Raw genomic sequence first — 19,517 nt, forward strand, 5'->3', positions numbered from 1 at the left:
GGGTGGCTCCCATCCGCGCCGGTCCCGCATCCCCCCTCGTGCGGGCCGGCTACGGGGGCGGGTGGCACCCATACTTCCCCCTGGTGCCGCCCGCCCCCGTCTTATTTCGCGAAAGGGCCCCCTCCGCATGGCGGAGCGGGGCCCTTTTCGTTTCCCACCCTTTCCGGCGCGACCAACCCGCCCGGCCCATGGACCTGTTCCATGGCGCCGCGGCGGGCGCGCGCCGTTCCGCGTGCCGCCCGGCCCCGGTTCGCCTCCCCCGGCGCACCGCGCCAACCGGTCGGCCGCACCTCCGCGCCCCAAACCCCATTCGAAGGAGGACCGCGTGTCCGCCACGATCGACCAGGCTTTCGTGAAGCAGTTCCAGGCCGAGGTGCACGAGGCCTACCAGCGCCAGGGCAGCAAGCTGCGCCCGACCGTGCGTTCCAAGACCGGCATCGCCGGTGCATCCACCGTCTTCCCGCGCGTCGGTAAGGGTACGGCGGCGGCGAAGGCGCGCAACGGCGTCGTGCCCGTCATGAACCTCGACTACTCCGCGGTGGAGTGCTTCCTGCAGGACTACTACGCCGGCGAGTGGGTGGATAAGCTCGACGAGGTGAAGTCCAGCGTGGATGAGCGCGCGGTGGTGGCGAATGCCGGCGCCTATGCGCTGGGCCGCAAAACCGACGAGCTGATCATCGCCGCCCTGGACACCGCGACGCAGGAAGCGGTGGGCACCATCGCCGGCACGACCGACACGGACGGGCTGACGAAGGCGAAGGTGCTGCTGGCCTTCGAGGCGCTGGGCGCCGCCGACGTGCCGGACGACGGCAACCGCTACGCCGTGGTGGGCTGGAAGCAGTGGAGCCAGCTGCTGCAGATCGAGGAGTTCGCCAATTCCGACTACATCGGCGACGCCGACCTTCCCTGGAAGGGAATGCAGGCGAAGCGCTGGCTGGGCGCGCTGTGGATGCCGCATTCCGGCCTGACGAAGAGCGGCAACCTGCGCTTCTGCTACTTCTACCACAAGACGGCGATCGGCCACGCCGTGGCGCAGGACGTGATGACCGACATCACCTGGCATGGCGACCGCGCCGCGCACTTCGTGAACAACATGATGAGCCAGGGCGCGGTGCTGATCGACGGCGCCGGCGTGGTGCGGATGCGCGCGGCGGAGTGACCGCCTGACGGGGGCCGCGCGGCGATGCCGTGCGGCCCCTTTCCATTCAGAGGCGACGCGCGCGCCGTGGCCCCCTTTGGCTTGTCCGGGGGCCGGCGCGCGCCGCGCGTGGGGCCGGTGCTTCGTGATGCGCCGCCTGTTCCGCGCTGGACACGGCGCGACGTTCGCGGCCGCACCGGCGCCGGCCCCCGCGCATCCCCTTCCGACACCATCTTCTGGGAGCACCGAACCGATGGCGCTGTCCGCCCTCGCCCTCTGCTCGCGCGCGCTGCTCAAGGTCGGCGCGCAGCCCATCGCCTCCCTCGAGGAGGGAACGGCCGAGGCGGAGGTCGCGGCCAACCTCTATCCGGGCACGCGGGACGCGCTGCTCTCCTGCCATCCCTGGTCCTTCGCCACCGGGCAGATGGACCTCAACCGGCTGGACGCCGTACCGGTGGCCGACTTCTCCAACGCCTTCCAGTTGCCGCCTGGGCTGCTGCGCGTGATCTCGGCCGGCAGCGGGCGCGGGCGGGGCATCGCCTACCGCATCCAGGAGGGGCGGCTGCACGCCGACCCCTACCGCGTGACGCTGACCTATGTGTTCCGGCCAGCGGAGAGCGAGTTCCCGGCCTTCTTCGCCGCCGCGCTCGTCGCGCGGCTGGCGGCGGAGTTCTGCCTGCCGCTGACGGAGAACGCATCGCGCGCGGAGCTGCTGCACCGGATCGCGGAGACGGAGCTGCGCCAGGCGCGGCTGGCGGACAGCCAGCAGGCCACGCCGAAGACCATCGACGACTTCCCGCTCATCGGCGTGCGGGGCTGATCCGCCATGCCCGCGATCAAGCGCGCCAAGACGGCCTTCACGGCCGGGGAACTGGCGCCGGAGCTGCTGGGGCGCGGCGACGTGCCGGCCTGGGGCAACGGCGCGGCCAAGCTCCGCAACATCTTCATCCAGCCCACGGGCGGCGTGCAGCGCCGGCCGGGGCTGCGCCACATCGCCGTCCTGCCTGGGCGGGCGCGGCTGGTGCCCTTCGAGGTGAGCACGGAACAGACCTACCTTCTCGCGCTGGGCGAGGGCGCGGCGCGCGTGTTCCAAGGCGACACCCCCATCGTGGAGGTGGGCGGGCCCTGGACAGAGGCGATGCTGCCGCAGATCGGCTTTACGCAGAACGCGGACATGCTGCTGCTCCTGCACCGGGACATGCGGCCGCAGATCATTGCCCGCGCCGGTTCCGGCAACTGGGCCGTGAGGCCTTTCGCCTTCCACGCGGAGCCGTTCCACCGCTACGCGCTGGCCGGCGTGACGCTGGCCGCGAGCGCGACGACGGGATCGGTGACGATTGCCGCTTCCGCTGCCGTGTTCGAGCCCGGGCATGTGGGCGCGCGGCTGCGCCTGGCTGGGCGGCGCGTGCTTGTCACGGGCTTCACCTCCGCCACCACGGTCACCGCGACGGTGGAGGACACGCTGCCCGGCACGGACGCAATCGCCGAATGGGACGAGAGCGCCTTCGGCGCGGTGCGTGGCTGGCCCACCAGCGCCTGCTTTCACCAGGGCCGCCTTGTTCTCGGCGGATCGAGAAGCCTGCCGAACTGGCTGTGGCTCTCCCGTACCGGCAATCCCTTCAACTTCGATCTCGGGGAGGGGCTGGACGACCAGGCGATCGCCTTCAGCCTCGTCTCCGACCAGCTGAACGCCATCCGCGCGGTCTTCGCGGGGCGGCACCTGCAGGTCTTCACCTCGGGTGCGGAGTGGATGGTGACGGGCGATCCGCTCACCCCCGCTTCGATCCAGGTGACGCGGCAGACCCGCGTGGGGTCGCTCGCGGACCGCAGCGTGCCGCCTCTCGATATCGACGGATCGACGGTCTTCGTCGGGCGCTCCGGGCAGGCGGTGCACGAGTTCTCCTACACTGACCTGCAGCAGGCCTATCAGGCGGACGACCTGGCACTGGTGGCGCGGCACCTGATCGTCTCGCCCGTCTCCATGGCCTATGATTCGCGCCGGCGGCTGCTGCACCTGGCGATCGCCGACGGCAGCCTGGCGACGCTGACGATCTACCGGCCCGAAGGGGTCACGGGCTGGACCCGGCAGGAGACGGCCGGCGCCTTCCGCTCCCTCGCGGAGATCGAAGGCGCGGTCTATGCCGTGGTGGAGCGCGCCGGCAGCTTCCGGCTGGAGCGCTTCGACGACGCGCTGACACTGGATTCCGCGCGCTTCGCCATCGGCAACGCCGCGGGCACGGTCTGGTCGGGGCTCGAGCACCTGGAAGGGCAGGGCGTCTCGGTGGTGGCTGACGGCGCGCCGCGCGATCCCGCGAGGGTGCTGGGCGGGGCGGTCACCATCGATCCTGCCGCGGGCAGCGTGCAGGTGGGGCTGCCCTTCACTCATGTGGTGGAGCCGCTGCCGCCCGAGACCGTTTCGGCCGCCGGGGCCCGGATGGGGCCGATGCGGCTGGTCGCCGTCACCTTCCGGTTGCTCGGGGCGGGCTCGCTGGCGGTGGACACGGGCCGCGGCGTGCGGCCCGTGCCCTTCCGGCGCCTGGACACGCCGCTGCTGGACACGGCGCCGCCAGCCTTCACGGGCGACGTGACGCTGCGGGCCTTCGGCTGGCGGCGCGATTCCCTCGCGCCGCTCTGGCGGGTCGAGGACTCGTCGCCGCTGCCCTTCACCCTGCTTTCCGTGACCACCGAGACGAGGACGACCGACTGATGGCACAGCTTGCCCCCGTCGTGACGCTCGCCGCTACCGGCGCCTCCATCTACTCGCAGATGGAGACGGCGAAGCGGCAGAAGAAGAACGCGCAGATCCAGCAGGACAACGCGCAGGTGCAGCAGCAGGCACAGGAGCAGATCCTGGCCGCGCAGGCCGCGCAGAATGCTGTGGAGCGGCAGCGCGCGCTGGACAGGAGCATCGCAGCCTCCCGCGCGCGCTTGGCGGCTGGCGGAGTGAAGCCGAACGAGGGCTCCGCCGCCGCCATGGCCGCCGGGCTGCGTGGCGCAGCGCGCGACGCGCAGGGCGCCGACGACACGGTCTATGCCGCGCGCCTTTCGGCCAACCGCAAGTCGCTGCTGGACCAGGATTCCTCGCTGAACAACTGGGTGCATGCGGGGCAGGGCCTCGGCCGCGCCGTGAAGAGCCTGTTGGACTGACAACCACACGCCCACGCGGCGAAACCGGAGAATCCTGATGGCCGAGCACATCCGCATCGGCGACATCGCGCCGCGCGTGCAGTACGTGGCCGATGGCGCGCAGACCGCCTTTGTCTATCCCTTCCCTGTCTTTGATGCTGCCGATATTGCGGTGCATGTCGATGGGCTTTCCATCGCCACCGGCTACGCGGTGTCTGGGGCCGGCAGCTCCGGCGGCGGCCTCGTCACCTTCGCGGTGGCGCCCGCGGCGGGTGCCAAGCTGGTGCTGCGGCGCCACCTGGTGATGGCACGGGTGACGGACTACCAGCCCAACGGCGTGCTGCGGGCGAGCACGCTGAACGACGAGCTGGATCGCCAGATGGCCGCCCTGCAGGAGGTGCGGGAGGATGCGGCCGGCACCATCCGCCAGGGGCCGGGCGAGGTGGGCGGCAAGTTCGTGCTGCCGCAGCGCACGGCCCGCGCCAACCGGCTGCTCGGCTTCGACAGCCTCGGCGACATCGCCACCTTCTCCCGGGGCGATGCAACGCTCTCCGCACCCTTCCCCGGTTCCATCCCGCGCACGGTGGAGGACAAGCTCTCCGAGCGGCTCTCCGCCCGCGACTTCGGGGCGACGGGCAATGGCGTGGCGGATGACGGCCCGGCGCTGCAGGCGGCGATGAACGCGGCGGCCGCATCGGGCAAATTCCTGGACATCGGGGAGGGCACCTTCCGCACCACCATCCCGCTGACCCTTCCCGGCGCCGCGGCCGGCCTCTCCATGCGCGGCGCCATCCTCTATGCCGGCGCGGGCGGGGAGGCGGCGCTGACGCTGGGAGACGGCGGCAACGTTCGCAACCGCGCGAAGATCTACCAGGGGCTGCGGGTGCTGCGTGCCGGGCTCTCCTCCTGGGAAGATGAGCGGGACATCGGCATCCTCATCCGGAACCAGGACTCCGGCCTGATCGACATCCGCCAGGTCGAGATGTTCACCATCGGCGTGCAGACCCTGGGCGTGGAGCGCGGCTTTGAGGACAGCGTGCTCTATCTCGGCCGCATCGTGGACAACCGCTACGGGCTGGATGTGCGGACGGCGAGTGCGGCGGCGTGGAATACCTCGGTCCGCTACTACGGCGGGCACTTCGCCATGTCGCTGGCGACCTATCCGGACAAGGACCGCTACGGCGTGCGCCTCTCGGCCGCGCCGGGCGCCTATGTCGCGCATAACCGCCACGTCTTCGATGGGCCGGCCTTCGAGCTGCAGGCGCGGGACCGGCCGATCGACGGGATTCCCTTCCTGATGGGGGTGAACTCGCGGGCCGTGGTGGCCCGCAACATCCGGATGGAGGGCTGCGACGCTTTCGTGGCCCGCCACACGGCCGGCGCGCAGGACCATGTCTACGAGGTGGCCTGGGCCAGCCAGGCCTATGGCGTGGACATCGACTACACGGCCACCGCGACGCGCGTGGGCAGCGTGGTGCGCTGCTTTCACCAGGCGGCGGCACACCGGGAAGCTACCCGGACGCTGGCGGAGGTGCCAAACCTGCGCGCGGCCGCCATCCGCTGGAACGCAACGGAGATCGGCTTCGAGAAGCTGGCCTGCCTTTCCACCAATGTCAGCGGGGCGCCGACGGTCCTGCCTCAGTTCACCTTCCAGGCGCTGGACAGCTACGTGCTGACGGATCGCGGCGTGGTCCTGCCGGGTGGCCGGGGCCTCGGCTTCGTGGTGGACACGCGCAAGTGCAAGGAGTTCGCGCTGGCGATCGACGCCGATGATCCCCGCATGATCATCCAGTGCTTCGGCGCGGGGAACGCGCTGCTGACGGCGGCGGACGGGGCGATGGTCCGGGCCTCCGGCATGTCGCTGACCTATGTGGACGGTCCGCGATGGTGGCAGGGCAACGCCGACAGCAACGATGCCGGGCTGACGCGACTGCAGGTGGTTCGGCTGGCGCCGCAGGTGCAGACGGCGATCATCGGCGTGGCGCGCGTGGGCACGGATTACGAGGTGCGGAGCATGCGCTTGGCCTGCGACCCCTCGCAGAGCCCGACGGTGCTCTACGGCACGCCGGAGCTACCGCACGGGGCCCGGGAACTGAAGGCGGAGCTGGCCTGGGACCCGCCCTCCATCGCCGCTGGCGCCTCGGCCTCGCTTAACGTGCCCTGCACGGGGGTGCGGCCCGGCGACTTCGTGCAGGCGGCCTTCAGCCTCTCCACCTCCGGTGTCATGTTCCTGGCGCAGGTGGGCGCTCAGGACGTGATCACCGTCACGGCCTGGAACCGCAGCGGGGCGGCGATCGACCTGGGCGCGGGCACGGTGCGCGTGCGGGCGGTGAAGTCGTGAACCCGCTGACGCCGGAGGAGCTGCGCCGCGCCGTCCGCAAGGTGGTGGCGGATTACGAGGCCTTCGTCTCGCGCGGCCCGGCTCCGGGCACGCACGAGGACCCGAAGGCCTTCACTGCCCACCACGCGGCGGCGCGCTCCGCCCTCGCGCATCTCGAACACCTGATGAAGCTAGACCGAGGGCAGGTGGAAACCGACGCGGTGGCCGAGGCGGGTGCCCTGATCGCGGAGGCCCGCCGCTCCATCCAGTTGGCTGAACAGGAAGACAAGGACGGCGAGGAGACGACGGAGGATGACAGCATCGCCTGAAGGGCTGGAGCCCGACTTCCTGGAGTTCCTCTACGCCTGGAACCTGCGCGCCGGGGTGAACACCCCCGGCGTGCACCGCCGCGTGGCGCGCTGGCTGATGGCACGCCACGCGGGGGGGGACCGGCGCCTGCTGCTGATGGCCTTCCGCGGCTGCGGCAAGTCCACCCTGGTGGGCCTGTGGTGCGCCTGGCGCCTTTCCGTGCAGCCGGAGCTGCGCATCCTCGTACTGGCCGCCGACCACACGCTGGCGGCCCGCATGGTGGCAACGGTGCGGAAGATCGTGGAGCGCCACCCGCTCTGCCGCCATCTCCTCGGCGGCGGCGGGAACTGGGCAGCGGACCGTTTCACGGTGCGCCGCCGTGGCGCGATCCGCGAGCCCTCCATGCTCGCCCAGGGCATCGGCGGCAACGTGACGGGATCACGGGCGGAGCTGATCGTCTGCGACGACGTGGAGGTGGCGGGGAACTGCGACACGCCCGGCAAGCGGGAGGAGCTGCGCGGTCGTCTCGCCGAGTGCGAGTTCATCCTAACGCCGGGCGGCACCATTCTCTTCGTCGGCACGCCGCACTGTGCGGAAAGCCTCTACGCGCCGGCGGAGACGGAGGGTGCCTACCTCGCCACCTATCGGCGGCTTCGCATCCCCATCATGAACACGGGCGGCCGCAGCGCCTGGCCGGAGCGCTTCCCGCGCGAGATGATCCGTGCCCTCCAGGACCGCGTGGGGCCGCTGCAGTTCCGGCGGCAGATGATGCTGGAATGCGCCTCCTCCGGCGCCGCGCGGCTCGATCCCGCGCTTCTCGTCCGCTACGGCGAGGAGCCAGAATACCGCGAGGCGAACGGGCGGCCGATCCTTTCCCTGCTTGGGCGCCGCCTTGTCTCCGGCGGCGGCTTCTGGGACCCGGCCTACGGGCGGGAGGGGAAGGGGGATGCCAGCGTCCTCGCCGCCACCTTCTGCGACGGGGAGGGGAACCACTACCTGCACCGCCTGGCCTACATCACCCAGGACCCGGAGGCGCAGCCCGATCCCGCGACGCAGCAGTGCCGCCGCGTGGCGCAGATCGCGAAGGAGCTGCTGCTGCCCGTGGTGCGGGTGGAGACGAACGGCATCGGCAAGTTCCTGCCGCCCCTCCTTCGGCGGGAGATGGCCCGCGCCGGCGCCGCGTGCACCGTCATGGAGCACCACAGCAGCAAGGCGAAGCACGAGCGCATCCTCGGCGCGCTGGACCCGGTGATGGCCGCCCGCCGCCTGCACGCGCATGAGGCGGTGTTCCGCACGGCCTTCCCGCAGGAGATGATGGAGTGGAAGCCCGGCGCGGCGGGCGTGCGGGACGACGCGCTGGACGCGGTCGCGGGCTGCCTGCTGGCCGAGCCGGTGCGGATGCCCGGGCTGCCCCCGGCGCCGCGCGGGGCGTCCTGGCGGGGCGCCTGAGGCCGTTTCAGGCCGCGGACTTCTTCAGAACCTCGCTCGCGTGCCGGGCCGCGCCAGCCCCGGTCATCTCGAAACGCCCCGGCGTCACCTCCACGGCGAAGCCCATCGTGCAGAGGCGGCGCAGGCAGGCCTCGTCCGGCAATCCCGCCGGGCGGGTGCCGCCATGCGTCAGGAACAGCCGGTGAAGGGCCGCCCGGCAGCAGGTCTCAAGATACGGCTCGTTCCACATCGCCCGCTCAAAGCACCCCTCGCACCGCTCCGGCAAGTCGGGGCGGCGCCCCACCGCTTCAACCCCGGCTGAACCCCGGCTGATCTGGCCCCTGGCCCGAAGGAGGACCCATGCCGTCCTTTTCCCCCGATCCCCAGTGGATCTCCGCCGCAGTGGAGACCCCGATGATGGCGGTGTTGGCGTGGATGCTGCACTCGCTTCGCCGCAGCATCGCGCAGTCCCCCGATGCCCTGCCGCCCGCCGCCCCATGCCAGCCCGGATCCGACCCCGCCCAGCAGCACGCGGCGCTGGAGCGGACGCGGGACGACCTGGCCGCCTTCAAGCTGGAGGTGGCGCGCACCTACGTTCCCCTCTCCCTCATCCGCGACGTGGACGGGCGCCTGACCGCGCACCTCATCCGCATCGAGCAGAAGCTCGACGAAGCCACGCGCGCCGCCCACAGCACCGCCGCGCAGATGCGCGTGCTCGCCGAGGACCGTTGAAGATGGACGCCACCGAGACCCTTGCCCGCACCCTCTACGCCGAGGCCGGGCGCCGCCCCGTGCGGGCGATCGAGGCCCTGGCGGCGCTGGCCGTGAACCGTGCCCGCAACGCCATGCCCCGCCCGGCCCGCACCCCTGGCGCGGCGCCCTTTGCCCGGGGCGGCCATGCCCGCCTGCCGGAGCCGGGGCCGCGCGAGGTGGAGGCCGTCTGCCGCGATCCCTTCCTCTTCCCCAGCCACAAGCCGCGCCACCCCAACCACGCGCTGCTGGAAGCGCCGCACGGGGACCCGGCCTTTGCCATGTGCCGCCGGATCGCCGTCCGCGCGGTCTGCGGCACCCTGGCCGACCCGACCGGCGGCGCGACCCACTGGCACCCGGCCGAGGCCCTGCCCGGCTGGGCCATGGCGCAGGTGCCAGTGGAGGAGATCGGCGGGCTGCTCTTCTATCGGCTGGAGACCGGCGCCCGCCCTGCCGCCCCGGCCGCGCCCGCGCTGGTGGCGGTCTGAGCCTGGACGCCCCTCAATCTGCATCCTCCTCAAGCTGGACGGCGGGCGTTCCCCGCGCTTGAAGCGGGGCATGACACCCCCGCCCGAGCCCCTGGTCCACACCCTGATGCGCGGCGCCGACTGGCGCGCCGCGCAGGCGGCGGGCGCCTATCACGGCAGCGCCGACGACCGGCGCGACGGCTTCCTGCACTTCTCCACCGCTGCCCAGCTGCGCGCCAGCGCCGCGAAGCATCGAGCGGGAGAGCCCGACCTCTGGCTGGTCAGCGCCGAGAGCGCCGCCCTGGGCGATGCCCTGCGCTGGGAACCGGCGGCGGGCGGCAAGCGCCCCGGCCTCTTCCCCCATCTCTACGCGCCGCTGCCGCTCACGGCCGTGCGTGGCGCCGTCTTCCTGCCGCTGGACGGGGAAGGGCTGCACCGCTTCCCCGCCTGGGTGCCGTGAGGGGCTACTTCGCCTCCACGTTCCGGTTGACCCAACCCAGCACCAGGTCCGCGATCTCCAGCGAGTTCCGGTCCTGCATCAGCATGTGGGAGTTGCCGCGGATGCCCGCCTCCGGCAGCACCACAACCTCCACGCGGCCTCCGGCGGCGTTGGCGGTGCGGGCGAAGTCACGGCATGCCTGCAGCCGCGGCGCCCAGCGCGGCGATTCCCCGACGAAATCCCCCCAGAGCACGAGGATTGGCAGCCCCTTGTAGGGCGCCATGTCCCAGTCGGCCGCCGGGCAGGCCCCGGGCTCGATGGCGACGATGCCCCTGATCCCCTCCCGGCTCATCCCCGCCGCCTGGAAGGGATAAATGCCGGATTGCGAGTGGCTGACCAGCACGGCCCCCTCCAGCCGCTTCGCCAGGGCGGAAAGCCCGGTCACGCTGGGATTCGGCGAGGGCACGGAGAAGTTCCAGTCCGGGACCATCTGCTTCCAGAACTCCTCCTGCGCCTCCAGCGGGAAGAGGAGGCCGGGGAAGGTCTCGGGGTGGCGCCGGCCGAAGCGGAAGATCGTCCAGGCGTCCTCCTGCCCTGCGGCGAAAACAGTGGGCAGGGTGTCCATCCCGGCTTTGCCGGTCCTCACCGCGTTGATCGTCGTCGGGTGCGCCGCCGACCGGCCGCGCCAGGCCTGGTCCACGACATAGGTCGGGTAGCCGCGGCGCACGAGGAACTCGTCCCATCCCATCCGCCCGTCCGGCGTCGTCTCCCAGGTCTTGCCGGTGAGGCAGCAGCCATGGACCAGCACCAGCGGCGGGCGGGCGCCGGCATCGGCCGGCACCTGGTAGCGCACATACATCTGGTCCACCGTCACCGTGCCGCTCGGCGCATAGGCGGGCTGGGTGGAGAGCGTGTCGGAATGCAGCGTGCGGCCGCCCACGAAGAAGGAGCCTTGCCGCGCGATCGTCAGCGGCCCCTGCGGCGCCCGTCCCGCTTCCTGGGCGCCGGCGGGCAGCGAGAGGGCTGCCAAAAGGCCGGCGAGGCCGGCAGCGCGGGGCAGGATGGGCATGGCGTTCTCCGGCGTTCCTCCCGAGGGTAGGGGGCCTCTGCCGGAGGCTGTCAACGCCGCCTCAGCGCCGCTGCGCCATCACCCCGGCGAAGGCCACGATCGCCGCGCCCAGCCACACCACCGGCGCCGGCCAAACCTCCCAGACCAGCACGTCCGCCGCTACGGCGAAGAGCAGCGCCGTGAACTCCAGGGGCGCGAGGCGTCCGGCGCTGGCGTGGCGGAAGGCCGCTGCCAGCCCCACCATCGCCCCGCCCGCCAGCACGCCGTTGGCCGAGAGTGCCAGCGCGTCCGAAAGGCTCGGCGTCCTCCATTCCAGCGCCGCCCAGGGCAGCAGCAGGGGCAGGGCGGGCCCCGCGCTCCAGAGGGTCAGCCGCGCCATGCCCGGCTCGTCCCGCAGGCTACGGTTCATCACCATGATCATGGCGTGGCAGAAGGAGCCGAAGAGACCCCAGCCATAGGCCGCCCAGGGCGCCCCGGCCGAAATCCCCGGCGAGAGCGCGACGAGCACGCCCAGGAACCCCACCCCGCACCAGATCCAGGCGCGCCCGGGCACCGGCTCCTTCAGGATCAGCCGGAACAGCCCGAGCACCATGAAGGGCGCGGTGAAGTAGACGAGGTAGCCCTCCGCCATCGGCAGGCTGCGGAGCGAGAGGAAGAACCCTGCCCCGGATCCCACCATCAGCGCCGCGCGGAACAGCTGCGCCCGGGGCCGGCGCGAGGTCAGCCCCTTCTCGCCATCCGCCCGCACCAGGCCCAGCAGCCCCGCCAGAACCAGCAGCGCCAGCAGCACGGCGTAGCGGAAGGCCAGCACCTGGCTGACATGGTAGCCGCCGGAGAGAAGCTTCGAGTTGGCGTCCAGCACCGCGAAGAGCGCGAGCGAGCCCAGCAGCAGCAACGGCCCGCGCAAGCGGCATCTCCCCCGGTTCCCTGCCGCCGCTTCTCCCCGCCCGCCGCGCCCGCGTCAACGCGGCCAATTCCTACCTTATGGCCCTGCCTCTGACCCTACCTCTGGCCCTTCCTGCCGCGCTGCGGCAAAACCGGCGGCGATGCTCCCCGCCCTCGCCTCAGCCCTCATGCCGCTCGTCCGGGGCCTGGACCCGGAGCGCGCGCATGACCTGTCGCTGCGCGCCCTGCAGCTCGGCCTGGCCGGGCGGGACAGGGAAGGGGACGACCCCGTCCTCGCCGTGCGCGCGATGGGGCTGGATTTCCGCAACCCCGTCGGCCTCGCCGCAGGGTTCGACAAGAACGCGGTGGCGGTGCTGCCGCTGATGCGGCTCGGCTTCGGCCTCGTGGAGTGCGGCACCTCCACGCCCCGCCCGCAGGCAGGCAACCCACGGCCCCGCCTCTTCCGGCTGGAGGAGGACCGCGGCGTCATCAACCGCTTCGGCTTCAACAACGAGGGAATCGAGGCCTATGCCGCCCGGCTGGCCGCGCTGCCCCGCCCGCTAACCGCCGTGCTGGGCGCCAATATCGGCATCAACAAGGACAGCACGACGCCAGAGGCGGACTACCCCGACCTATACCGCCGGGTCGCACCGCTCGCCGACTACGTCACCGTCAACGTCTCCTCCCCCAACACGCCGGGGCTGCGGGACCTGCAGGGCGAGGCGCGGCTGGCCGCCATCCTCGAGGCGACGCTCGCCGCCCGCTCGGAGCTGAAGCGCCGCCCGCCCGTGCTGGTGAAGATCGCGCCCGACCTCGCCGAGGCGGCCGTGGAGGCGATCGTCGAGACCTGCCTGAACCGCGATGTCGCCGGCCTTATCGTCTCGAACACCACCGTCGCCCGGCCGGAGGCGCTGCGTTCCACCAGGCGCGCCGAGGCCGGGGGCCTTTCCGGCCGCCCGCTGTTCCAGCCCTCCACGGAGCTCCTCCGCCGCGTCCACCGCCTCTCGCGCGGGCGGCTGGTGCTGGTGGGCGCGGGGGGCGTGGAGAGCGGCGAGACCGCCTACGCCAAGATCAGGGCCGGCGCGACCCTGGTGCAGACCTACTCCGGCTTCGCCTATGCCGGCCCCGCCCTCATCCCCCGCATGAAGCGGGACCTCGCCGCCCTGCTGCGGCGGGACGGGGTGAAGACCCTCTCGGACGCGATCGGAGTTGATGCCTGATGGAGATCCTGGACAGCGTGGCGGGCCTCGCCGCCCGCTACCGCGGCTTCGTGCTGGACCTCTGGGGCGTGGTGCATGACGGGCAGGCCGCCTTTCCTGGCGTGGCCGACACCCTGGCGCGCATGAAGCAGGCCGGCGCGCGCATTGTCTTCCTCTCCAACGCCCCGCGCCGGTCCCATGTGATCGAGGCGCAGCTCACCAAGTTTGGCGTGGACCGCGCCCTCTACGATCACGCCATGTCCTCCGGCGAGATCACCTGGAGGATGCTGCGGGACCGCACCCATCCCTTCATCCAGCCGCTCGGCACCCGCGCCATGTTCATCGGCACGGCGCGCGACCACTCCGTGGTGGAAGGCCTCGGCATCACCCTGACCGACCGGGCGGAGGAGGCGGACTGGCTCCTCAACACCGGCCCCGACCCCGAGGGCGCCCGCCAGGGCGTGGGGATCTTCGAGCCGGCCTTGCAGGCCGCCTTCGCGCGGGACCTCCCGATGATCTGCGTGAACCCCGACCGCGCCGTGGTGGTGGGCGGCCGCCGGATCATCTGCGCCGGCGCGCTGTCCGAGCGCTACGCCGCCCTCGGCGGCCGCACGCTGGAGATCGGCAAGCCCGACCCGGACGCCTACGAGCCCGTGCTGCAGTTGCTGGACCTGCCGCGGGACCAGGTGGTCGCCATCGGCGACAGCCCACACACGGACCTGGCCGGCGCCCAGGCGGCCGGGCTGGACGCGGTCTGGGCCCTGGGCGGGCTGGCGGCGGAGGAAGGCTTGGCCGACGCCGATGCCGCCACCCTCGTTGCCCGCGCGACGGCCGAGGGCGTCTCCCCGGTCGCCGCGCTGCGCGCCCTGCGCTGGTAAGGGACGCTTCAGGCAGCCCGGGCAAAGGGGGCCGGCGGACCGCCAGCGACTAAACGCCGGGGGCGGCTCAGCGCCGGTCCGGGTCTACCCGGTCGCCCACCCAATTCCCGGCGCGGTTCAGCGCGGACCCGGTATCCCGCGCGGCGCCGCCCAGCGCGCCGCCCGTCCGCTCCGCCGCCCGGTCCACCGAGCGCCCGGCCCGCTCCCCCGCATCGGTGCCACAGCCGAGGAGCAGGAGGACGGCCGGCAGGGGCAGCAGGGCGGCGAGGTGACGGCGCATCGGCGGGATCTCCGGCGGGGAAGGGGCGGGAAGGATGCCGGCCCGCCGCCCAACCTACCAGCGGGGATCACACCGTCGGCGCGCCCGCCCGGGCCTCCTGCCACGCGATGCGGGAGAGCATGATGAGCGCGGCGCCGTAGTAGTCCGTGGCCTGGGCCACGCGCGGCAGTTCCTGGATGCGGCGGCGCGGGTCCTGCGTCGCGCGGGCGAGCATCGAGACGGCCTGGATCCCGGCATGGCCAGGATAGGGTGAGAGGCTGTTGTTCCGCAGGTCCGTCCAGGCCGGGACCTGGTCGCCGGAGCGGGTCCAGAAATCGACGCAGGCCTGCAATGCAGGGTTGTCCTTCTTCTGGGTCCAGGCGAGGTACAGGGGCACCCGCACCGCGTCCCAGGAGAAGCGGGTGGGCCAGCTGGAGGCCAGGCGCGGCTTGAAGCTCGCCTCCCGCGGGACCTCGATCCAGTCCGCGGGCAGGCCCCACCGGCCGAAGCGGGCCTCGCGGCAGCACAGGTCCAGCCCGTCCGCGATCAGGCGCCGCCACTGCGGGCCGGGCACCACCCTCTCGAAGGCCGCCAGGGCGGGGAAGACGTAGTAGGAAGGGTTCACCACCACGTGGTCCCGCTTCTCGAACCCGCCCTGCGCGGGCAGCAGCACGAGCTTCCCCGCCACCTCGCGCGTGCAGAGTGCCAGGATGTCGCGCGCGATCAGCGCCGCCTCCCTCTCCAGCGCCGGGCGGGTAAAAAGATCGGCGCCCCGCATCAGCCCCCAGGCGATCAGGATGTCGCCGTCCGTGGCGTTGTTCTGGTCGCCCACGGCGTCCACCGCATCGCCGCGGTAGCGCCAGGCGTGGAGGTTGTCCCGCCTGTGGCGCAGGTAGCGGCGCGTCCAGTCCCAGATCTTGTCGAAGGTGGCGACATCCCCGGCCTCGGCGGCGAAGAGGAGGCCGAAGCCCTGGCCTTCCGTGTGGCTCTCGTCGCCCTTGCCGGTGTCCAGCACGCGGCCCTCGCGCGTGACGTAGCGGCCCCGGAACGCGGCCCACTCCGTCTTCAGGTCGGCCAGCCACTCCGGCATCCCTTGCGCCTGAAGGCCACGCGGCAGCGCGAGAAGCGCTGGCACTGCAAGGGCGCCGAGCAGAGCGCGGCGTCCCCCGGGCCGGGAGAGAGCGGGTTGGGGTTCGACGCTGATCTGCATGCTCGCGTGCCCAGGCCTGTTGGCGTGTGACCAACGTTATAATGCTCGTTAAGGTTGTGGCGACATATTTTACACTCCTCGTAGTGGCATTTCCGCCATATGTCGCTGGTGCGGAACAGTTTTGCCGGAGTTCCGGGGATGGGCCGCGTTGACCCTGCCGGGTGGTGCGAGCAAGCTGCGGGCGTGAGCGCGATCGATCCGGACGTAGCAGGCCAGCTGGCTGCCGAGCTTCCACGCGACATTTTCGTGACGATAGTCCGCACCTTCGAGCAGGACCTTGCTCGGCTGGTCCGGCAGATGGTCGATGCCGCCCGCGCAGGCGATGCGGAGGAGTATCGCCGCGCCGCCCATGGCCTGGCCGGCGCGGCCGGTTCGATCGGCGCCAAGGCGCTCGAGTCCCTGGCCCGTCAGGCGATGCGCGCGGACGACCGGACCCCCGCGCAGCAGATGATCCTCAGCATCGGGCAGGAGGCGAAGGCGGCGCTGCACGAGCTTGCCGCCCTGGCAACGGATCCCGGCACCGCCGGGGCAGCCTGACTTCCCCCGCCCGGCCCCCTCGCGCCGCCTCGCCTATTCCGTCGCCGGCTCTCCCACGGGCGGGGTGACGCCGATGGCGCGGATCAGCTGCTCCCGCTGCACGGGCTTGGACATGTAGTCGTCCATGCCGGCCTCCCGGCACTGGCGCTCGAATTGCGGGCCGACGGCGGCGGTCAGGCCGATGATCCGGGTGGTGCGGTTCAGCCCCGCCGCGCGGATGGCGCGCGTCGCCTCCAGCCCGTCCATCACGGGCATCTGCAGGTCCATCAGGATCACGTCGAAGCGGGCGGCACGGCTGGCCTCCACCGCCTCCGCGCCGTTCCCAGCCACCGTCACCTCCGCCCCCAGCCGCGCCAGCAGGGCGCGCATGAGGAGCTGGTTCGTGGCGTTGTCCTCCACCAGCAGGATGCGGCGCGGGCGCTCCGGCTCTGCGGCGCGGGGCGGCGGCTGCACGGCCACCGCGCCGGCCGGGGCCAGGGCTTGCAGCACCGCCTCGAGCAGGCGGCTGGGCAGGGCGGGCTTCAGCAGCATGGCGTCGATCAGCCCCGGCGGCGGGCCGCCCGCGGGCATCGCCTGGGCCTCCACCCCGAAGGAGCAGAGGACGAGGGCCGGGTTGCCCAGCACGGCCGCCTCCTCCCGGATCTGGCGGGCGATCTCCATCCCCCCCATGCCCGGCATGGACCCGTCCAGCACCACCGCGTGGAAGGCGGTGCCCCGCCGGGCGGCCAGGCGCAGCAGGTGCAGCGCCGCCGCCCCGCTCTCGGTCGCGAGCGACGAGGCGCCGAAGGCGGTGAGCTGGCGCACCATCCCCTCGCGGTTCAGCAGCAGGTCGTCCACCACCAGCACCCGGCGCCCGGCCAGCGGTGCCGGCACCGGCTCCGGCTGGGGCATCTCCCCCACCACGATCCAAAAGCGGAACACGCTGCCGCCGCCCTTCCGCGGCGTCGCCTCGATCCCGCCGCCCATCTGCTCGGCCAGCCGGCGGCAGATGGCCAGGCCCAGCCCCGTGCCGCCGTACTTCCGGCTGATGGAGGCGTCGGCCTGGGTAAAGCGCTCGAAGAGCATCGGCACCTTCGCCGCGTCCACGCCGATCCCGGTATCGGCGACCGAGCCGGTGAGGCGCAGCGCCCCCGGCTCGTCCTCCAGCGGGGCGGCGTTGATGGAGACCTCGATCCAGCCGCTCTCGGTGAACTTGATGGCGTTGCCGACGAGGTTGAACAGGACCTGCCGGAAGCGCCCGGGATCGCCCAGCACCTGGCGCGGCAGCTCCGGCGGCAGGGAGGCGACCATCTCCACCCCCTTGGAGGCCGCCCGCGCCGCGAAGAGCTCCACAATCGTGGAGATCTCGTTCTCCAGCGTGAAGGGGATGTGTTCGTGCTCGATCATCCCCGCCTCCAGCTTGGAGAAGTCGAGGATATCGTTCAGCACCATCAGCAGGTGCTCCGCGCTGCCCTGGATCGTCTCGCCGTAGCGGCGCTGGATGGGGTCCAGGTTGGAATCCAGCAGCAGCCCGGTCATGCCGATCACGCCGTTCATCGGCGTGCGGATCTCGTGGCTCATCGCGGCCAGGAACTCCTCCTTGGCCCGCGTTGCCGCCCGCGCCTCCCGCTCGCTCTCCTGCAGCGCGTCGCCCTGGGCCTTCAGCAGCGCCGCCTGGCGAGACATGAGCCAGAGGGCGACGAACATGATGGCGGCGATGGCGATGCCGCCGCCAATCAGCAGGGCGCCCAGCCGCTCCACGCCCTCGAAGGCCGCGCGCCGGGGCCGCGCCGCCTCGATCACCATCGTGCCCTGGCGGATGGTGGAGAAGGAGGCGAAGACGTCCTGCCCGTCCTGGTCCTGGCCGGAGAAGGTCCCGCTTTCCCGCCGCGGCAGGAAGTCCCGGAACAGCCAGGCGGAGGGGTTGGTCTCGCCGATCCCCTCCACCCGCCCGTCGGAGCGGGCGAGGAGCGTGCCGTTCAACGCGTGGATGCGGACCGTGACCCCGAAGGCCTCGGCGTGGCGGCGGCCGATGGAGATGAGGTAGTCCGGGTTCAGCAGGGCCACGGCCGCGCCGTTGAACTCCCCGCCGGCGGTCCGCAACCCGCGGGCGAGGGGGATGGACCAGATGCCGGCCGCCTGGATGGCCCGCGCCTGCATGGAGGCGGAGCCGCCGAGGAAGCGCCCCGCCTCCGGCGCGCCCAGGCGCAGGGCCGGGCCGCCCAGGCGCAGCACCCGGAACCAGTCCCGATCCGCCACCGAGGCGCCGCGCAGGCTCTCCACCGTGGAGGCGGTGACGACGCCGTTCGCGTCCACGATCAGAACGGCGCGCAGCTGCGGCACGTCCCGGATCCGTCCGGCCAGCGACCGCGCGGTGCCGGTGGGGTCGGTGTCGGCGCTGCGCTCGGCCATGTCCAGCAGGACGAAGTCCACCGTCTGGATCGCGCGGGCCAGCTGGTCGGCCATGGCGGCGGTCACGCCCATGGTCAGCCGCTCGGCATCGTTCGCCGCCTCGCGCTGGCCCCGGTCGAACAGAATGAGATAAACAGCGGCGAAGCAGACGCCCACCACCATCACGGTTGCCGCGAACAGCCGCCACGGACGGGGGGTCGCCGGCCTGGCAGGGTCGGACTTCAGCAGCCGGTGAAGGGGAGATGGCGACGTGTTCATGCGCGGTGCAGTCATCATCGCAGCACTTTGTCTCTTTTGCGAGACTGCATTGGTCGGCACCGCCCTCGCGCAGTCGTCTATTCGCCGGAACGGCGAGCCGGCCGCCCCGGCCAGGCCGGGGGAAAAGCCCGCGGACCGGCTCTCCCTCATCCGCGCGCGGCGGGAGCTGCTGATCTGCACCGTGCCGGACCTGCCCGCCCTCTCCTGGCGGAACGCGCGGAACGGCGAGCTGGAGGGGCTGGACGCGGACATGGCGCGCTACTTCGCGGCCCAGCTCCGCGTGCGCCCGGTCTTCGTGGAGACCCTGCCCGGCGTGATCGTGGGCCTGGTCGAGCGGGGAGGCTGCGATGTCGGGATGGGCGGCCTCGGCATCAGCCCGGCCCGGGCTGAGCAGGTGGCCTTCACCAAGCCCTTCCTCTCCGGCCCCCTGGCGGCTGTCAGCCAGCGCTCCAACCAGCGCGTGCCGGGCTGGGGGGAGATGGACCGGGAAGGGGTGGTGGTGTCCGTCCTGGCCGGCTCGGTGGCCGAGGAGGTGATGCGCCAGAGGCTGCGCCAGGCGGAGCTCTTCGCCGTCCCCCCGCCGCTGAACCCGGAGCAGGAAACCAGCGCCGGCCGGGCCGATGTCTTCGTGACGGACTACGCGGATTCCCGCCGCCTGCGGGAGGACGACGCCTGGCGCGTCTCCGACGCGCCGCGCACGGTGGGGGAGACTCTCTACGCCTATGCCGTGCCGAAGGGCGACCCGGCCTGGCTGGCGGAGGTGAACCGCTTCCTCTCGGCCGTGAAGGGGGATGGCACGCTGCTGCGCGCGGCCCAGCGCTGGGGCCTGCGCGAGATGCTGGTGAACTGACGGG

At 72.3% G+C, this 19,517-nt stretch carries 20 protein-coding genes; 14 read left to right on the top strand and 6 right to left on the bottom strand.

Going from position 1 to position 19,517, the window contains the following annotated elements:
- The first annotated feature begins 325 nt into the window (after positions 1 to 325).
- From NRP21_RS22180 to terL, 7 genes are all read left to right on the top strand, one after another.
- The gene (locus NRP21_RS22180; protein WP_257718425.1) at positions 326 to 1,159 is read left to right on the top strand and encodes a phage capsid protein; all 834 of its coding nucleotides are present in this window, start codon (positions 326 to 328) and stop codon (positions 1,157 to 1,159) included.
- Positions 1,160 to 1,391: 232 nt separating this feature from the next.
- A complete protein-coding gene (locus tag NRP21_RS22185; RefSeq protein ID WP_257718426.1) occupies positions 1,392 to 1,958 on the top strand; it encodes a hypothetical protein in 567 nt (188 codons plus the stop codon).
- Between the two features lie 6 nt (positions 1,959 to 1,964).
- Positions 1,965 to 3,845 (top strand): hypothetical protein, encoded by a 1,881-nt coding sequence (locus NRP21_RS22190; protein WP_257718427.1) that lies wholly within the window; start codon positions 1,965 to 1,967, stop codon positions 3,843 to 3,845.
- A complete protein-coding gene (locus tag NRP21_RS22195; RefSeq protein WP_257718428.1) occupies positions 3,845 to 4,285 on the top strand; it encodes a hypothetical protein in 441 nt (146 codons plus the stop codon). The genes NRP21_RS22190 and NRP21_RS22195 overlap by 1 nt, the downstream gene beginning before the upstream one ends.
- A 37-nt stretch (positions 4,286 to 4,322) precedes the next feature.
- Positions 4,323 to 6,605 (top strand): phage tail fiber protein, encoded by a 2,283-nt coding sequence (locus NRP21_RS22200; RefSeq protein ID WP_257718429.1) that lies wholly within the window; start codon positions 4,323 to 4,325, stop codon positions 6,603 to 6,605.
- Positions 6,602 to 6,913 (top strand): hypothetical protein, encoded by a 312-nt coding sequence (locus NRP21_RS22205; RefSeq protein ID WP_257718430.1) that lies wholly within the window; start codon positions 6,602 to 6,604, stop codon positions 6,911 to 6,913. Before NRP21_RS22200 ends, NRP21_RS22205 begins: the two co-directional genes overlap by 4 nt.
- Entirely contained in the window at positions 6,897 to 8,342 is a 1,446-nt protein-coding gene (terL, locus tag NRP21_RS22210; protein ID WP_257718431.1) for a phage terminase large subunit, read from the top strand. Before NRP21_RS22205 ends, terL begins: the two co-directional genes overlap by 17 nt.
- A gap of 7 nt (positions 8,343 to 8,349) precedes the next feature.
- Here terL and NRP21_RS22215 read toward each other — a convergent pair whose 3' ends face one another.
- Entirely contained in the window at positions 8,350 to 8,571 is a 222-nt protein-coding gene (locus tag NRP21_RS22215; protein WP_257718432.1) for a hypothetical protein, read from the bottom strand.
- A 110-nt stretch (positions 8,572 to 8,681) separates the two neighbouring features.
- On the opposite strand from NRP21_RS22215, the gene NRP21_RS22220 reads away from it, so the two are divergent.
- The 3 genes from NRP21_RS22220 to NRP21_RS22230 all read left to right on the top strand — a co-directional run bounded on the left by NRP21_RS22220 (position 8,682) and on the right by NRP21_RS22230 (position 9,998).
- Positions 8,682 to 9,053: a hypothetical protein gene (locus NRP21_RS22220; RefSeq protein ID WP_257718433.1), complete on the top strand. Its 372-nt coding sequence runs from the start codon at positions 8,682 to 8,684 to the stop codon at positions 9,051 to 9,053.
- A gap of 2 nt (positions 9,054 to 9,055) precedes the next feature.
- Positions 9,056 to 9,559, top strand: coding sequence for a cell wall hydrolase (locus NRP21_RS22225; RefSeq protein WP_257718434.1), 504 nt, complete (start codon positions 9,056 to 9,058; stop codon positions 9,557 to 9,559).
- 70 nt (positions 9,560 to 9,629) lie between these two features.
- On the top strand, positions 9,630 to 9,998 hold the full coding sequence (locus NRP21_RS22230; protein ID WP_257718435.1) for a DUF952 domain-containing protein: 369 nt from the start codon (positions 9,630 to 9,632) through the stop codon (positions 9,996 to 9,998).
- Positions 9,999 to 10,002: 4 nt separating this feature from the next.
- Here the strand turns inward: NRP21_RS22230 and NRP21_RS22235 are convergent, their stop codons facing one another.
- Both NRP21_RS22235 and NRP21_RS22240 read right to left on the bottom strand, forming a co-directional pair.
- Entirely contained in the window at positions 10,003 to 11,046 is a 1,044-nt protein-coding gene (locus NRP21_RS22235; RefSeq protein ID WP_257718436.1) for an alpha/beta hydrolase family protein, read from the bottom strand.
- A gap of 61 nt (positions 11,047 to 11,107) precedes the next feature.
- Positions 11,108 to 11,953: a DMT family transporter gene (locus NRP21_RS22240; protein ID WP_257718437.1), complete on the bottom strand. Its 846-nt coding sequence runs from the start codon at positions 11,951 to 11,953 to the stop codon at positions 11,108 to 11,110.
- Between the two features lie 139 nt (positions 11,954 to 12,092).
- Here NRP21_RS22240 and NRP21_RS22245 point away from each other — a divergent pair, with 139 nt between their 5' ends.
- Entirely contained in the window at positions 12,093 to 13,151 is a 1,059-nt protein-coding gene (locus NRP21_RS22245) for a quinone-dependent dihydroorotate dehydrogenase (protein WP_257718438.1), read from the top strand.
- The gene (locus NRP21_RS22250) at positions 13,151 to 14,008 is read left to right on the top strand and encodes a TIGR01459 family HAD-type hydrolase (protein WP_257718439.1); all 858 of its coding nucleotides are present in this window, start codon (positions 13,151 to 13,153) and stop codon (positions 14,006 to 14,008) included. Before NRP21_RS22245 ends, NRP21_RS22250 begins: the two co-directional genes overlap by 1 nt.
- Positions 14,009 to 14,075: 67 nt before the next feature.
- Here the strand turns inward: NRP21_RS22250 and NRP21_RS22255 are convergent, their stop codons facing one another.
- Both NRP21_RS22255 and NRP21_RS22260 read right to left on the bottom strand, forming a co-directional pair.
- On the bottom strand, positions 14,076 to 14,288 hold the full coding sequence (locus NRP21_RS22255) for a hypothetical protein (protein ID WP_257718440.1): 213 nt from the start codon (positions 14,286 to 14,288) through the stop codon (positions 14,076 to 14,078).
- A 67-nt stretch (positions 14,289 to 14,355) separates the two neighbouring features.
- Complete coding sequence (locus NRP21_RS22260) at positions 14,356 to 15,357, bottom strand: glycosyl hydrolase family 8 (RefSeq protein WP_257718441.1); 1,002 nt, start codon at positions 15,355 to 15,357, stop codon at positions 14,356 to 14,358.
- 303 nt (positions 15,358 to 15,660) lie between these two features.
- Here NRP21_RS22260 and NRP21_RS22265 point away from each other — a divergent pair, with 303 nt between their 5' ends.
- Positions 15,661 to 16,014 carry an Hpt domain-containing protein gene (locus NRP21_RS22265; RefSeq protein WP_257718442.1) on the top strand — a complete coding sequence of 118 codons (354 nt, stop codon included), beginning with the start codon at positions 15,661 to 15,663 and terminating at the stop codon, positions 16,012 to 16,014.
- A 33-nt stretch (positions 16,015 to 16,047) separates the two neighbouring features.
- On the opposite strand, the gene NRP21_RS22270 is transcribed toward NRP21_RS22265, so the two are convergent.
- On the bottom strand, positions 16,048 to 18,663 hold the full coding sequence (locus NRP21_RS22270; RefSeq protein ID WP_257718443.1) for a hybrid sensor histidine kinase/response regulator: 2,616 nt from the start codon (positions 18,661 to 18,663) through the stop codon (positions 16,048 to 16,050).
- A gap of 49 nt (positions 18,664 to 18,712) precedes the next feature.
- Between NRP21_RS22270 and NRP21_RS22275 the strand changes: the two genes are divergently transcribed.
- Complete coding sequence (locus NRP21_RS22275) at positions 18,713 to 19,513, top strand: substrate-binding periplasmic protein (RefSeq protein WP_257718444.1); 801 nt, start codon at positions 18,713 to 18,715, stop codon at positions 19,511 to 19,513.
- Positions 19,514 to 19,517 lie beyond the last annotated feature (4 nt).

The organism is Roseomonas populi, from assembly GCF_024594815.1.
GTDB lineage: Bacteria > Pseudomonadota > Alphaproteobacteria > Acetobacterales > Acetobacteraceae > Roseomonas > Roseomonas populi.